A 13,704-nucleotide genomic window follows, 5' to 3' on the forward strand; every position below is an offset into this window, starting at 1 on the left:
GCGGGCGGGATTGGCGTCAGAGGTCATCACTCTTCTCCCAACTGCGACTTGAGCATCTGCGCCTTGACGGCAAAGGCGCCTTCGACCACGACGGCATCGCCGGGCTTGAGGCCTTCGCGGATGACGGTGCGATCACCGATGGCTTCACCGGTGCGAACCGGCGCCGGTTCCAGCGCACCTGCCGCATTGCGGCGGAACGCCACCGTGTCGCCTTCCAACTGCACCAACGCGTCGGTCGGCACCGACACCGTGGTCGCGGCGGCGTTGCCGTCCTTGGCGACATCGCTGGCCTCGAAGAACACATCGACGTAATCGCCGCTGTGCAGGCGGTCGTCCCGGTTCGGAACCTCGATCCGCACCACCGCATTGCGGGTCGTGTCCGACGTGCGATGCGCGGGATGCTGAACGGTACCCTTCAGGCGCCCGCCGTTGAACACCACCGTCGCTTCCGTGCCGGGTGTGATGCGCGGAACGATCCCCGATGGCAGCTTGGCGTCGACCCAAACCACCGATTCATCGACCAGGCGGAACAGCGTCTTGCCCGGTTCAATTTTCTCGCCGACGACCACGGCATCCTCGGTGATTCGCCCGGCATGCGGCGCGGTCAAGGTGAACTGGCCGTTGCTGCGCCCGGCCGCCGTGCCCGGCAAGCCATACGCCTGTGCCGTTGCGCGAGCGCGATCGAGCGCGACCTGTGCCTCGTTGATGCGGCGCCCGGACACGGCCTCACGACCGAGTGCAGAGACGCGGCGCCATTCCTGTTCGGCGATGCGCAACTCTGCCTGGGCATTGGCGACTTCGACGCTGGACAGCGTCACCAGCGGTGCGCCGGCGCGCACTTCGTCGCCGAGCTTGGCATGGCGACGCACGACCAGGGCTTCGACACTGGGCGTGATCAGCGCCGTGCCGTAGGCATTGTCGAGCACTTCACCGGGCGCACGCAGCTGTTCGCTCATCGAAGCGGGCTGCAACGCCTGCACGACGATGCCGGCAGCTTTCATCGCTGCGGCATCGAGCTTGACGGGCGCGATGCCGGCTTCGCTTTCGGTGGGCGCTTCAGCGCCTTCGGCTTCGGTCGGGGCCGACTCGGTCGAGGGGGACCTCGAACATGCGGCCATGGCAAGCAGTAACGCCGCGGCCAGCAACGGCGACATCAGACGGAACGGGGTCATCGAAAGTTCTCTCATGGGGTGCCCTCCAGGCCGGCCCAGCGTTCAAGCTGTCCGGTGGCGGCGAGGTAATCGGCGTAGCTGCGCCACAGGCGCGCTTCGAGTTCGGCGCCGGCGAGTTGCGTGTCGAGGGTCTGCTTGAGTTGCAGCAGGTAGTCAGCGGTGGACAGCTCGCCCTCGCGCCACAAGCGCTCAAGGAGAGTGGCGCGACGCTCCACATCCGTGCCGCGGCTCGCCTGCCAGCGCGACCAGGCCGATTGCGCTGCGGCGTAGCTGTCGATCGCACGGCGACGATCGGCATCGAGTTCGACGCGCACGCGCTCGGCCTCGGCGATCGCGACATCGGCATCGGCCTGAGCTGCCACTACCTCGGCGCGATAGGAATTGCGCACGAACAGCGGAATGCTGAGCGACACGCCGACCACGTTGTCCTGCACATTGCCGTAGTCGATGCGTCCGCCGCGCACGCCCACGGTGGGATCGGCCACCCGATTGCGGCGGGCAACGGTCACTTCGCGTTCGGCAGCCAGCGCAGCGGCTTGTGCGGCTTGCCAGTCGGGCAACTGTTCGATGCCGGTATGGGAGGGCATCGGCGGCGGCAATGCGTCGCTGGGCAGCGTCAGGCTCGCCAGGAGTTCCGGCGAGCCGCCGACCGCGCGGAAACGCGCTTCGGCCTCCGCCTGTTCGGCGACGAGTTGCGACTGCTGGGCTTGCGCTTCATCGCGGGCCAGCAGTGCCAAATCGCGCTCCAACCCGGAAATGTCGGCTGCAGCAAACTGCTTTTGTGCCAACTCGCCAAAGCGCGTGACCAACGCCAATCGACGTTCACCGGTGCGCACACGTTGCTGCGCCGTCTGTAGCTCAGCCCAACTGGCGAACCACTGCTTGGCGAAATCGCGGCGACGCAGCTTGGCTTCAGCGGTGGCTAGATCGACCCGCGCGGAGGCCGCGTCGCGACGCGCGCGACGCTTGCCGCTCAGATCGAGCGTGAGGTTGAGGCCAGCGGTTGTGGTGCGATCCGGGCCTTCATCGTCGCCGGCCAACTCGACTTCGGGGTTGTAGAGCGGTCGTCCGGCCGCATCGTACCGGGCACGGGCTGCGGCCAGTTGCGCTTCGGTGGCGCGATAACTCGGATGGTGTTGCCAGGCGGCCTGCAGCGCCTCGCGAAGTGCGACTGGGGCCTGTGTATCGGGGGTTTGGGCGGCCATGGCCAAGCCCGACAGCAAACTCGCTGCCAGAACCAGGACGGCCAGCCGCGCGACGCGACGTCGTCGCGGCGAACGAACAAGGTGCATTGGAAGATCCTCTGAGTCGGCGGTGTCCTCTGGCGCTCCGCGCCAAAGGGGCAAAACACCTGACTCAGGCGATCGGCGGCCTCAGTTCCAAGGGTTGCGACGCGCTGGGCGGCAACCCGGACGTACGCATAGGCAGCGCCTGCGGCACGAGCACAACCACGATCTGCGTATCCGGCACCATGGCGGCAGCATGATGGCAACCGCAGTGACTGCAAGCGGCATGCCCGAGCTTGAGCTTCGTGGAATCGTCATTACCGCTATCCAGCGGCGATGCCTTCACCGCCACGGCATGGCTGCCATCCGTGCCGAAGCCCATGTCCGCGAAATCGTGCTTCGCGCAGGCGACCGCCGCGCCGATCTTCAGAGCGAAGATCAGCAGCACCAGTACCGCCAGCCGCGTGGAAGCGCGCAGGCGGGCCAGCAGCAGGCAGGAGGAGGCGACCGGGTTCATCCTGCCATCCTAGCCGGTGCCACGGACGTTATAAAATCTCATCAGGCCGGTTCCCGGGAGCGGGTCATGCCGTTCCTCGCTCGTGGACACATGCGCGACGGTATCCACGTCACTTCCTCAGCAGGCGCATGCCGTTGCCCACCACCAACAGGCTGGCGCCCATGTCGGCGAACACCGCCGCCCACATCGTGGCTTGGCCTGCAAAGGTCAGCACTAGAAAAACCGCCTTGATCCCCAGGGCCAAGGTGATGTTCTGCATCAGCACGTGAGCGGTGGCGCGCGAGAGCCGGATGAAGGCCGGAATCTTGCGCAGATCGTCGTCCATCAAGGCCACATCGGCGGTTTCGATGGCGGTGTCGGACCCGGCCGCGCCCATCGCAAAGCCGATATCAGCCCGCGCCAACGCCGGGGCATCGTTGATGCCGTCGCCGACCATGCCGCTGGTGCCCTGTGCGGCGAGGGCTTCCATTTCCCGCAGCTTGTCTTCGGGTAGCAGGTTGCCTTGGGCGCGGTCGATACCGACCTCACCGGCGATGGCCTGCGCCGTGTGCGGGTTGTCCCCGGTCAGCATCAGGGTCTTGACCCCGAGCGCGTGCAAGTCGGCAATGGCCTGTCGGCTGCTGTCCTTGACCGTGTCGGCCACGGCGAAGATCGCCTGCACGCCATCGCTTGCCAGCAGCGCCACGACGCTCTTGCCTTGTGCTTCCAAGCTGCTGAAATGCGCTTCCAACGCTGCCGAGCTGGCACCCAGGTCCTGCACGAGCCGATGGTTTCCCAAGTGGTAATGCGCACCTGCCACCTGGCCGCGTACACCGCGGCCCGGCAAGGCGGCGAAGTCCTCGACTTCACGCACGGTCACCGCATCGTCCTGTCCCGCCACGGCAATGGCCTTGGAGACGGGATGGTCGGAGCGAGCGGCCAAGCTGACCGCGATCGCGCGAGCCAGGCCTGGGTCCGCCTCGCCCCATGCGGCGAAATCGGTCTGCTTGGGTTTGCCGTGGGTGATCGTCCCGGTCTTGTCGAGCGCCAGCCATCGCAGCTTGCGACCATTCTCCAGGTACACGCCGCCCTTGATCAGGATGCCGTGCCGTGCCGCCGCGGCCAGTCCGCTGACGATGCTCACCGGGGTGGAGATCACCAGTGCGCAAGGACAGGCGATTACCAGCAGCACCAATGCCCGGTAGGTCCATTCCAGCCACGCCGTCCCCATCAGCAGGGGTGGCACCACCGCGACGCCGATGGCGACGGCGAACACCAGCGGGGTGTACCAGCGCGCAAACTGGTCGACGAAGCGCTGGGTGGGCGCACGATTGCCCTGCGCCGCCTCCACCGCGTGGATGATGCGCGCGAGGGTGGAATCATTGGCCGTGGCCGTGACCCGATATTCGAGCGAACCGGCTTCGTTGATGGTGCCGGCGAACACCGGATCGCCCTCGGCCTTTTCGACAGGAAGGCTCTCGCCGGTGATCGGCGCCTGGTTAATCGTGGAGCGGCCCAGGACCACCACGCCGTCCAGCGCGATGCGCTCGCCCGGCTTGACCCGCACCCGGCTATCGAGCGCGACCGTCTTGGCATCCGCCTCGACCCATCGGTTGCCATCCTGCAGCACCGTGGCCCGCTCGGGCGCCAGGTCCATCAAGCCCCGGATCGCATTGCGCGCACGGTCCAGCGATTTGGCCTCGATCACCTCGGCCAGCGCGAACAGCACCATCACCATGGCCGCTTCCGGCCAATGGCCGATCAGCATCGCGCCGGTGACCGCGATCGACATCAGGGCGTTCATGTTGAGATTGCGGTTCTTCAGCGCAATCCAGCCCTTCTTGTAGGTGGACAGGCCGCCGGTACCGATCGCCACCAGCGCCAGTGCAATGACCAGCCACGCAGGGGCCCCGAGCCACGACACGACCTCGGCGAGCAGTGCCGCCGCACCGGAAACGATCAACGGCCACCAGGCTGTCCGGGTCCGCACCGGTGCAGTCAACTCTGCGCCGCCGGCCGTGGCGACCGCTTCGGCCTCGAAGCCCAGCGACTTCAAGGCGGCCAGCACATCCGGCAAGACGCCGGTCGCGTGGCGGACGGTCAGGGTGCGTTGCACGAGATTGAAGGCCAGCGCGTCCACCCCCGGCATGCCACTCAACTTGCCGCGGATCAGGCCTTCCTTGGTGCGGCAATCCATCTTCGCGATATGCAGCGCCGTTTCGACGGCAGACACAGCCGTATCCAAAGGCACCGCCTGCATGCCGATCGCCGCCAGCGCGTCTTCCACAGGGGCCAGCGCAGGCAACTGGTGAAGCACTGTCAGCGTGCGCTGCACCAGGTTGAACTGCAGGTCCGTCACGCCCGGCACTTGGCCGAGCTTGTTCCGGATCAGCGCCTCCTCGGTGGGGCAGTCCATGTTCTCGATGCGATAACGCATAGCCTGGGGTGAAGGCGCAGGAAGTTGCGCCGTGGTCACCGAGCCATCACAGCTGTTGCAAGACGTGCTCATTGCGCGCGGTCTCCCTTGACGGCTTGCGCGGGCACACGCGAGTTGCGCGCATTGAAATAAAAACCACCGATCGCAATCACCGCCACGGCCAACTGCGCCAGCAGGGATTGCCAGGAGGGGTACACGCCCAGCCAATCGATGCGCGGCGCGGCGACCAGCGCCTGACCGACCCAGCCGGCTTCCTGCAGCGCCGCGATGCCCTTGCCGACCAGCACGACGGCGAGCACGGCAATCAGGATCGAACTGATCGAGAAGAACTGGCCAATCGGCAGGCGCTTGCTCATGCGCAGCATCCAGTACGCCACCCCGGCCAACACGACGCTGCCGGCGACCAGCCCACCCAGAATCGCGGTGCTGTTTTCCTGGTTCCACATCGCGATGAAGAACAGGATCGTCTCGAACACTTCGCGGTAGACCGCGACAAAGGCCACCAGGAACAGGAAGACCGCCGAGCGCCGGGTCAGCGCGGCCGAGACCTTGGCATGCAGGTACTGCTGCCAGCGCCCGGCCAGGCTCTTCTGGTGCATCCAGATGCCCACGCTGAGCAGCACCACCGCGGCGAACAACGCCGACACGCCTTCGGTGACCTCACGGTTGGCGCCGCTCACATCGACCAGATGGGTCGCGATCGCCCAGGTCGCCACACCCGCCAGCAACGCCCCGACCCAACCGGCGTGTACCGCCGGCAGGACCTCGCGGCGTTCGGCCTTGCGCAGGAAGGCGATCATGCCGATCACGATCAACAACGCCTCGATCCCTTCGCGGAGCAGGATGGTGAAGCTGCCCAGGAACGCCGTGGTGCGATCGGTGTGCGCATCCTGCAAGACCGCCTCGGCGCGATCGAACAGCGCGCTCACCTGCCTCGCCTGCGCTGTCGCATCGGAGGCAGGAACGCGGCGGCCGATGGCATCGCGATAGCGCGCCATGGTGGTTTCGAGCTCACGCATCAGCGCGTTGTCCCGCGCGGCGAGTGTGGGCTCGACCGGTTCGACGCCATCCAGGTACGCCGACAAAGCCGCCGTCTTCGCCTGCCCGGCATCGCCCGCCTGATAGGCGCGGAGGCTCTCGGCCATCCGTTGCCGAGCCAGTGCGAGCGATTGGACTGCTGCCACGCCCGAGGCTGCGGTCTGGACGGCCTGCGGCTGCCCGCGCAGGTAAGCGATGATGGCCCGCGCCTGTGTGTCCTGGCTGCCGGCGCCGATCAGATCCGCCTCGCTGGTGCGGGTCAGCGCTTCCAGCGTGGGAATGCGCTGGTGCCAGGCCGGCGCGTCGCGCCACAGCGCTTCGCCCTCGGCCCGCATCTGCGGCGAATGCGACAAGCTGCCGACGTAGAACGCCAGCGCCCAGCGATCGGCTTCCGGCAGGGACGAGAAGCCGGTCATGGCCGTTCCCTGGATCCCTTGGGAAATCGCTTCGTACAAGGCGAAGGGACTGCGCTGGGCGGCGCGGGTGGCATCGGTGAAGGCAATGGGCGGCGGATCCAGGCTCGCCGCAGCCGGCCCATCGCCGTGGCCGGCCGGACCATGGCAGGCAGTGCATTGCGCGGCGTAGAGCTGTGCCCCCCGGGCCGGATCGGGCGGCGTCGCCGGCACGGCACCGACCGGATAGTTGGCCAGCAGGCCGTCGGCCAGCCGATGCGCCAGATCGGCGACGTGCCTGGCGTCGGCCTTGGACTCGACAGCGGTCACCAGCTGATCGGCTTGGGCGATCAGGCCGGCCTGGCCGGGCGTCGACGGCAGCGCGGCCAATTGGGTTCGCACCGCCCCCGCAAATTCGCGCATCTCCGCGTACTCGGCCTCGGACGCGACACTGCCGGATTTCACGGCCGCGCCATAGTCGACGGCCACGTAGTCCAGCAGTTGCCAGGTCTGGCGCGGGTTGACCGCGGACGGCGCGGCGGCGAAGGCCGGGAAGGACAGCCAAGCCAAAAACGCGATCAGCAGGCAACGACAGAGGGAGTTGGTCACGGGGAGCGCCTAGGTGAAGGGCAATAAACGGGAATGGGAACCAGTTGCAACAGCGAGCGTACACCCCGTACCTGCTACGGAGTCAAGGGCAGGACTCCACGACATGACAGCCCCTCCCTCTGTGTGCCATAGCCCCCGTAGGCCTCACAGGGTAAAGTCCGTAGCAGCTATAGGGTCAAGAGGCGTCGATGAAGATCAGCGAAGCGGCCGAATCCAGCGGCTGTCATCTGGAAACCATTCGCTACTACGAGCGCGTGGGGCTGATGCCCAAACCGCGCCGAACCGCCAGCGGTTACCGCGAGTACCGCGATGACGAAGTGGATCGGCTGCGTTTCATCACCCGCAGCCGCGACCTCGGCTTCAGCCTGGATGAGATCCGCAGCCTGCTACGGCTGGAAAGCGACCGCACGCTCTCCTGCGGCGAGATCGATGCGATTGCCCGCGAGCATCTGACAGATATCCGCAGCAAGCTCCGCGAGCTCAATCGCATTGCCCGGGAATTGGACCGCACGATCAATGCGTGCTCCGGAGGCGCACGGGGCCAGTGCTCGATTCTGGCCACCTTGCGGGAACCGATGCCTGCCTCGCGGGTCAAGACGACAGACGTGCGTCGGAAGCGGTCGGCATGAAGCGTCTGGCGATGCGATGCCTTGATGGGAACTGCCCGTGAGCCTGCGTATCGCGTTGGTCCAGGCGGACTTTCCCGTCGGGGACATCGACGGCAACGCAGGGCGCATTGCCGAGCGGATCGCCGAGGCGCGCGATCGCTATCACGCCGACCTGGTGCTGTTTCCGGAACTCAGCCGTACCGGACCAGTCACATCAATCGCTTTGGGGACTACACACTCGACTTGAGCCGGGAGATCGCGCCGCTCGATTATTCGAGCCGGATCCTGGCGAACTAGGTCGGAAGTGGGGACCTGCCGGCTTATGATTTTGGCGACTTTTTTGGGGTATCCGGATTTTAGTGTGGGAAGACCGCACTAGCCCTTCTTGTCTGACAGCTCTCGTTCGGTAGGTTTCTGGTATCGCAAGGCTTACGCGCTTTTAGCCTTCAGTGTGGGCTTTGTCTGGCGCATGTCGGTGCAAGGAAACAATCAGTGGCAGGTCACCTTGCCCCCGGCTCGAACTGGGGTTTGAGGCGCAGTGGAACGGAAAACCGGGTTAAGCCACGCGCCTAGCTCCCGTGCAGAGAATCGATCAGCGGGCACGACACAGTGCCTCGCTGCGCATGGCACTCGTTGACCAACCGTGACAGCACCGCTTCGATTCGCGTCAGGTCCGCCATCTTGGTGCGCACGTCGGTGAGCTGGAGCGCAGCCAGCTCGGCGGCTTCGCTGCAGTGAGTGCCGTCCTCAAGCTGTAGGAGTTGGCCGACTTCGTCCAGGTTGAACCCCAGCCGCTGGGCGGATTTCACGAAACGCACCCGCGCCACGTCCGCCGATCCGTAGCGGCGAATACTGCCGACGGGCCGACCTGGTTCTGGCAATAACCCCTTGCGCTGATAGAACCGGATGGTCTCCACGTTGACCCCAGCGGCCTTGGCGAAAGCCCCGATGGTCAGTGTTTGCGGATCGTTCACCATCGCGCTTGACTCCGTACTTGACTACGGAAGTAACCTTAGCGCATCACGCAACGTCTCGGAAGGAGATCCCTCACATGGCAGACCCCAGCAACGGCCGCGGTGCACTGGCCGCCGGTGGCCTCGCCGCCATCCTCGCCTCGACCTGCTGCCTCGGTCCGCTGGTGCTGATCACGCTGGGTTTCTCCGGCGCCTGGATCGGCAACTTGACCGCGCTGGAACCGTACCGGCCGATCTTCATTGGCGTGGCGCTCGTGGCGCTGTTCTTCGCGTGGCGTCGCATCTTCCGGCCGGCTCGCGCCTGCGCGCCGGACGACGCATGCGCCGTGCCCCAGGTGCGGACGGCCTACAAGGTGATCTTCTGGATCGTCACCGCCCTGGTGCTGATCGCGCTCGTGTTCCCCTACCTCATGTCCCTGTTCTACTGAAAGGAGATTGCCATGAAGAAAATCGTCGCATTGCTCGCTCTGACCGTTGCCCTCAGCGCTCCCGCCTGGGCCGCCACCAAAACCGTCACGCTGTCGGTGCCGAGCATGACCTGCGCCACCTGTCCGATCACAGTCAAGAAGGCGCTGACCAAGGTCGAAGGCGTCATCGAGGCCAAGGTGACCTGGGAGCCCAAGGAGGCGGTGGTAACCTACGACGATGCCAAGACCACTCCGGCCGCGTTGACCAAAGCCACCGAGAACGCCGGCTACCCGTCTACCGTCAAGAAGTGAGCACACGCTCATGACCGAGGCGATCACGCTGCACATCGATGGCATGACCTGCGGGTCGTGCGCCGAGCACGTCAAGCAGACCTTGGAAAAGGTGCCCGGCGTGCGTTCGGCCTCAGTGTCCTACCCACAGCGCCGGGCCGAGATTGAGGCCAGCGTAGGTACCGCCGTGGACGTGACCTCGCTGGTCGCGGCGGTATCCGCACTCGGTTACCGAGCGCAGCTTGCCGATGCGCCGGGGCAACCCAGCGACCTGCTGAACAATGCACAAGAGCGGCTGGGCGGCGAACCAAAGCGCGAGGACGATGAGGCTGCACTGCACGTGGCCGTGATCGGCAGCGGCGGCGCGGCGATGGCGGCGGCGTTGAAGGCCGTCGAGCAAGGGGCGCGTGTGACGCTGATCGAGCGCAGCACTCTCGGCGGCACCTGCGTCAACGTCGGATGTGTGCCGTCCAAGATCATGATCCGCGCTGCCCACATTGCGCATCTGCGTCGCAAGAGTCCGTTCGATGACGGCATTGCCGCCGCCTCGCCGAAGATTCTGCGTAAGCGCTTGCTGGCTCAGCAGCAGGGGCGCGTCGATGAACTGCGCCACGCCAAGTACGAAGGCATCCTGACGAGCACCCCGACCATCACCGTGCTGCGCGGCGATGCCCGATTCAAGGATGCGCACACGCTGACCGTGGCAACCGCTGACGACGGGATGCGCGAGGTGAGTTTCGACCGCTGCCTCATCGCCACCGGGGCCAGTCCGGCGATTCCACCGATCCCGGGCTTGAAAGACACGCCCTTCTGGACGTCGACCGAAGCGCTGGCCAGCGACACGATCCCCGATCGGCTGGCCGTGATCGGCTCGTCGGTGGTGGCCGTCGAACTCGCGCAGGCCTTTGCCCGGCTGGGCAGCAAGGTGACCATGCTGGCGCGCAGCACACTGTTCTTTCGCGAAGACCCCGCCATTGGCGAGGCCATCACGGCCGTGTTCCGCGCCGAAGGCATCGAAGTGCTGGACCACACCCAGGCCAGCCAGGTCGCCTATGAGGATGGGGAATTCGTGCTCACCACCGAACGCGGCGAACTGCATGCCGACCGGCTGTTGTTCGCCACCGGCCGCACCCCAAACACCCGCACGCTCAACCTCGACGCGGCCGGTGTGGTGGTCAATGCGCAAGGCGCCATCACCATCGACCACGCGATGCGCACTACCGTGCCGCACATCTATGCCGCCGGCGACTGCACTGACCAGCCGCAGTTCGTCTACGTCGCGGCGGCGGCCGGCACCCGCGCTGCAATCAACATGACGGGTGGCAACGCGACGCTGGATCTGACGGCGATGCCGGCGGTGGTGTTCACCGACCCGCAGGTCGCCACCGTGGGCTACAGCGAAGCCGAAGCGCACCACGACGGTATCGAGACCGACAGCCGCACGCTGACGCTCGACAACGTGCCCCGGGCGCTGGTCAACTTCGACACGCGCGGTTTCATCAAGCTGGTTTCGGAGGCCGGTTCGGGACGACTGATCGGCGTGCAAGCGGTAGCCCCGGAAGCAGGCGAGCTGATCCAAACCGCAGTACTGGCGATTCGCAACCGCATGACGGTGCGAGAGTTGGCCGACCAGTTATTCCCCTACCTGACGATGGTCGAGGGGCTGAAACTCGCGGCACAAACCTTCACCAAGGACGTAAAGCAACTGTCCTGTTGCGCGGGGTAGTGGCTGGGCCTCTTACCTATGCTTCATCGGCTGAATCACAAATTCAGGCTGAAGCGCCGCCTCTTGCACAATGGGCTGAGGACTATTCGAAATACCCCTCTTCGAGTAGCCGCGCCAGCGTCGGGAGATAGGGGCCGTACTCGACCACGCGCGTGATCTTCTTCTTGCGCGTTGCCGCCGTGGTCATCCGCTGGAACACGAAGTCCGTGGTCATTGGGTCGTCGTCATCGACCAACACGGTTTCGATAACCGAGCCATCCTTGCGCGCCTTCTTGTCGTAGAGTATGCGCGCCCGAAGCACCTCGAAGCTGTAACCCCTGCCCATGCGGTTCATGTCTTTGGCCACTCGGTTGACTGACTCAGTATAGGCATTGGTAATCGGCTGCTCGAAGTAGGCGAAGATTTCGTCGTGCCAGTTGTGCACGGCGGTGGTCAGGTCCTTGAACGTGGCCGCCAATTCGGTCGGAATATTGGCCTGCCACTTCGCGCAGGCGGCTTCTGCTGCTGGGCGGGTCTTCTGATCCCAGATCGACAGAAATCCTTCCTTGAGCGCGTGGGCTTCGCTTAGGAGCGGGAACTGTTGGAACCATTCCCGCATCCGGTCCATATCTCTCCCTGTCAGGTCGTGCTGCCGCTTGAGCAGCAGGAACCGCTCGTCCTTGAGTTTGAGGCGCTGCCGGGTGGACAAATCCTTGCGAATGCGCTTGCGCAGCTTCTCCAGCGCGTCGTTCGCCATGCGCTGGATATGGAATCGATCGACCACGATCCGGGCCTGTGGCAGCGTGGCGCGCACCACCTGCCGATAAACGTGGTACATGTCCATCGCCACCCACTCGACCGAGTCCTTGTCCCGCAGGTCGCGGAAATAGGGCATCAACTCGGCTTTGGCCCGGCTGGGGCGGATATCGAACACGGTCTTGCGCTCGACGTTGGTGATCATGGCCCGGTACTGGCCGATGATCTTGAGCTCGTCGATACCCAGCACCCGCGGCGTCCGGAACTGGGTCTTGGCCTCGACCTCCTCGATGAAATCGTCGAAGACGTGGCGGACCGTCTTTTCGTCCACGGCTACTTCCCGGGCAAGGGCCGCAAAGGTCTTGGAGAAGGACTGGTCGCGGATATAACGCACCAGACGCGCCGTGGCTTGGCGTTTTCCATCAAGGTCCGCCACAGGCTCAAACAAGGCCTTGGTGCAGCTTGTACAGCGATAGCGACGGCGCTGGATGAAGATCACGACGGGTTTGCCGTGCGTCGGTGTGTCCTGAAACGACTGTTCCTGTGAGCCGTGACCATGCAGGCGTCCGGTCTTGCACAGCGGGCAGGTCACCCACTGATTGACGCCTTCGGCCTTGACGACGTAACTGTCCTCGCTGGTCAGGATTTCAAGCGTCTTCAGGCTTCGCAGCTGGAGAAAGTCCGTCACTCAGCACCTTGGGCGAACCCACACTGAAATCCGACTTTTACTCTAGCACATCCGCTCAGCCGTCCAACACCAAAATCCATTCTTTGAAAGTGATAGCTACAAAGACCCAAGGAGCCAGAACCCACACCAGATTCCGGATACCCTTAAAAGGTGCCATGCGCGTATGAGCTTGCCAACTGACACACCCGTCACCTTGGCTCCCGATTTTGAATGTCGGAATCGACAAGGCGGGATCTCGCCTCCTTCCAAACGCTTTGCAATGTTCTAGGGGGTATACATGTCTGCCAAACAAGGGTTGCTGCGCTGGCTCAGCGCCTTCATCGCATTCGATCTGGTGGTGCTAGGCGCCTTGCTAGCCCCGCAACTGCATGCATCTGGAATCACCCCGGGCACGGTGACTGGCGCGCTGGCCAGCGTCCTCACGGCTCCGGCATTGCTACTGCTGACTAGCCTGCTGTCGGCCGACATCAAGGCGGCGCTTGTGTTCTGGCGTCCGCGACACGCCCTCCCCGGCCATCAGGCCTTCAGCAAGCATGTCCATAGCGACACACGAATCGACGTTGTCGCCTTGGAACAACGGGTTGGCCCGTTTCCAGTCGACCCGGCCGAACAACAGGCGAAGTGGTACAAGCTCTACCGCGCCCATAAAGATGACAACGCCGTCCTCGATGCGAATCGACGCTATTTGCTCTTCCGGGACCTTGCAACCGTTTCCGCATTCTCGGCGCTGGGCGTACCAGTGGCGCTGAAGCTAACGGGATTTGCAGTTGCAGCGGCGCCCGCAGGCGCCGTGTTCGCTCTTCAATACATATTGGCCGCAGTGGCGGCGCAACAGGCGGGCATTCGATTGATCAAGACGGTCTTGGCGATCGAAAGCACACAGCCGAATTCCTAACAAGAACGGC

At 64.9% G+C, this 13,704-nt stretch carries 12 protein-coding genes and 1 pseudogene; 6 read left to right on the forward strand and 7 right to left on the reverse strand.

Annotated elements, in window-relative coordinates:
- Positions 1-26: 26 nt before the first annotated feature.
- From LJB71_RS08320 to LJB71_RS08340, 5 genes are all read right to left on the reverse strand, one after another.
- Positions 27-1,187: an efflux RND transporter periplasmic adaptor subunit gene (locus LJB71_RS08320; protein ID WP_114958856.1), complete on the reverse strand. Its 1,161-nt coding sequence runs from the start codon at positions 1,185-1,187 to the stop codon at positions 27-29.
- Positions 1,184-2,464, reverse strand: a complete 1,281-nt coding sequence (locus LJB71_RS08325) for a TolC family protein (RefSeq protein WP_130522598.1) — start codon at positions 2,462-2,464, stop codon at positions 1,184-1,186. The genes LJB71_RS08320 and LJB71_RS08325 overlap by 4 nt, the downstream gene beginning before the upstream one ends.
- 64 nt (positions 2,465-2,528) lie before the next feature.
- Positions 2,529-2,915 (reverse strand): hypothetical protein, encoded by a 387-nt coding sequence (locus LJB71_RS08330; protein WP_114958854.1) that lies wholly within the window; start codon positions 2,913-2,915, stop codon positions 2,529-2,531.
- Positions 2,916-3,024: 109 nt separating this feature from the next.
- A complete protein-coding gene (locus tag LJB71_RS08335) occupies positions 3,025-5,403 on the reverse strand; it encodes a heavy metal translocating P-type ATPase (RefSeq protein WP_249038061.1) in 2,379 nt (792 codons plus the stop codon).
- Positions 5,400-7,370, reverse strand: a complete 1,971-nt coding sequence (locus LJB71_RS08340) for a cytochrome c/FTR1 family iron permease (protein WP_259303826.1) — start codon at positions 7,368-7,370, stop codon at positions 5,400-5,402. Before LJB71_RS08340 ends, LJB71_RS08335 begins: the two co-directional genes overlap by 4 nt.
- Positions 7,371-7,558: 188 nt before the next feature.
- On the opposite strand from LJB71_RS08340, the gene LJB71_RS08345 reads away from it, so the two are divergent.
- Together LJB71_RS08345 and LJB71_RS08350 are read left to right on the forward strand one after the other, a co-directional pair.
- Positions 7,559-7,999, forward strand: coding sequence for a helix-turn-helix domain-containing protein (locus tag LJB71_RS08345; RefSeq protein WP_114958852.1), 441 nt, complete (start codon positions 7,559-7,561; stop codon positions 7,997-7,999).
- Between the two features lie 31 nt (positions 8,000-8,030).
- Positions 8,031-8,183: pseudogene (locus tag LJB71_RS08350) on the forward strand (nitrilase-related carbon-nitrogen hydrolase); the annotation flags it as partial.
- Between the two features lie 364 nt (positions 8,184-8,547).
- Here LJB71_RS08350 and merR read toward each other — a convergent pair.
- Complete coding sequence (gene merR / locus LJB71_RS08355) at positions 8,548-8,955, reverse strand: Hg(II)-responsive transcriptional regulator (protein WP_012480188.1); 408 nt, start codon at positions 8,953-8,955, stop codon at positions 8,548-8,550.
- 74 nt (positions 8,956-9,029) lie between these two features.
- Here merR and merT point away from each other — a divergent pair, with 74 nt between their 5' ends.
- The 3 genes from merT to merA are packed head-to-tail and all read left to right on the forward strand — an operon-like array spanning position 9,030 to position 11,376.
- Positions 9,030-9,380 carry a mercuric ion transporter MerT gene (gene merT / locus LJB71_RS08360; protein ID WP_259303827.1) on the forward strand — a complete coding sequence of 117 codons (351 nt, stop codon included), beginning with the start codon at positions 9,030-9,032 and terminating at the stop codon, positions 9,378-9,380.
- Between the two features lie 12 nt (positions 9,381-9,392).
- Positions 9,393-9,671, forward strand: coding sequence for a mercury resistance system periplasmic binding protein MerP (merP, locus tag LJB71_RS08365; RefSeq protein ID WP_259303829.1), 279 nt, complete (start codon positions 9,393-9,395; stop codon positions 9,669-9,671).
- Positions 9,672-9,681: 10 nt separating this feature from the next.
- Positions 9,682-11,376, forward strand: coding sequence for a mercury(II) reductase (merA, locus tag LJB71_RS08370; RefSeq protein ID WP_259303830.1), 1,695 nt, complete (start codon positions 9,682-9,684; stop codon positions 11,374-11,376).
- A gap of 82 nt (positions 11,377-11,458) precedes the next feature.
- On the opposite strand, the gene LJB71_RS08375 is transcribed toward merA, so the two are convergent.
- Positions 11,459-12,799, reverse strand: a complete 1,341-nt coding sequence (locus tag LJB71_RS08375; protein ID WP_259303831.1) for an ISL3-like element ISStma11 family transposase — start codon at positions 12,797-12,799, stop codon at positions 11,459-11,461.
- A 277-nt stretch (positions 12,800-13,076) separates the two neighbouring features.
- Between LJB71_RS08375 and LJB71_RS08380 the strand changes: the two genes are divergently transcribed.
- The gene (locus LJB71_RS08380) at positions 13,077-13,694 is read left to right on the forward strand and encodes a hypothetical protein (protein WP_259303832.1); all 618 of its coding nucleotides are present in this window, start codon (positions 13,077-13,079) and stop codon (positions 13,692-13,694) included.
- Positions 13,695-13,704 lie beyond the last annotated feature (10 nt).

Source organism: Thermomonas sp. S9, from assembly GCF_024704365.1.
Lineage (GTDB): Bacteria > Pseudomonadota > Gammaproteobacteria > Xanthomonadales > Xanthomonadaceae > Thermomonas.

What these genes read in the sequence shown, in the direction of transcription:
- LJB71_RS08320 (WP_114958856.1), bottom strand. Translation starts at nt 1,187, where the DNA reads ATGAGAGAACTTTCGATGACCCCGTTCCGTCTGATGTCGCCGTTGCTG.
- LJB71_RS08325 (WP_130522598.1), bottom strand. Translation starts at nt 2,464, where the DNA reads ATGCACCTTGTTCGTTCGCCGCGACGACGTCGCGTCGCGCGGCTGGCC.
- LJB71_RS08330 (WP_114958854.1), bottom strand. Translation starts at nt 2,915, where the DNA reads ATGAACCCGGTCGCCTCCTCCTGCCTGCTGCTGGCCCGCCTGCGCGCT.
- LJB71_RS08335 (WP_249038061.1), bottom strand. Translation starts at nt 5,403, where the DNA reads ATGAGCACGTCTTGCAACAGCTGTGATGGCTCGGTGACCACGGCGCAA.
- LJB71_RS08345 (WP_114958852.1), top strand. Translation starts at nt 7,559, where the DNA reads ATGAAGATCAGCGAAGCGGCCGAATCCAGCGGCTGTCATCTGGAAACC.
- merR (WP_012480188.1), bottom strand. Translation starts at nt 8,955, where the DNA reads ATGGTGAACGATCCGCAAACACTGACCATCGGGGCTTTCGCCAAGGCC.
- merT (WP_259303827.1), top strand. Translation starts at nt 9,030, where the DNA reads ATGGCAGACCCCAGCAACGGCCGCGGTGCACTGGCCGCCGGTGGCCTC.
- merP (WP_259303829.1), top strand. Translation starts at nt 9,393, where the DNA reads ATGAAGAAAATCGTCGCATTGCTCGCTCTGACCGTTGCCCTCAGCGCT.
- merA (WP_259303830.1), top strand. Translation starts at nt 9,682, where the DNA reads ATGACCGAGGCGATCACGCTGCACATCGATGGCATGACCTGCGGGTCG.
- LJB71_RS08380 (WP_259303832.1), top strand. Translation starts at nt 13,077, where the DNA reads ATGTCTGCCAAACAAGGGTTGCTGCGCTGGCTCAGCGCCTTCATCGCA.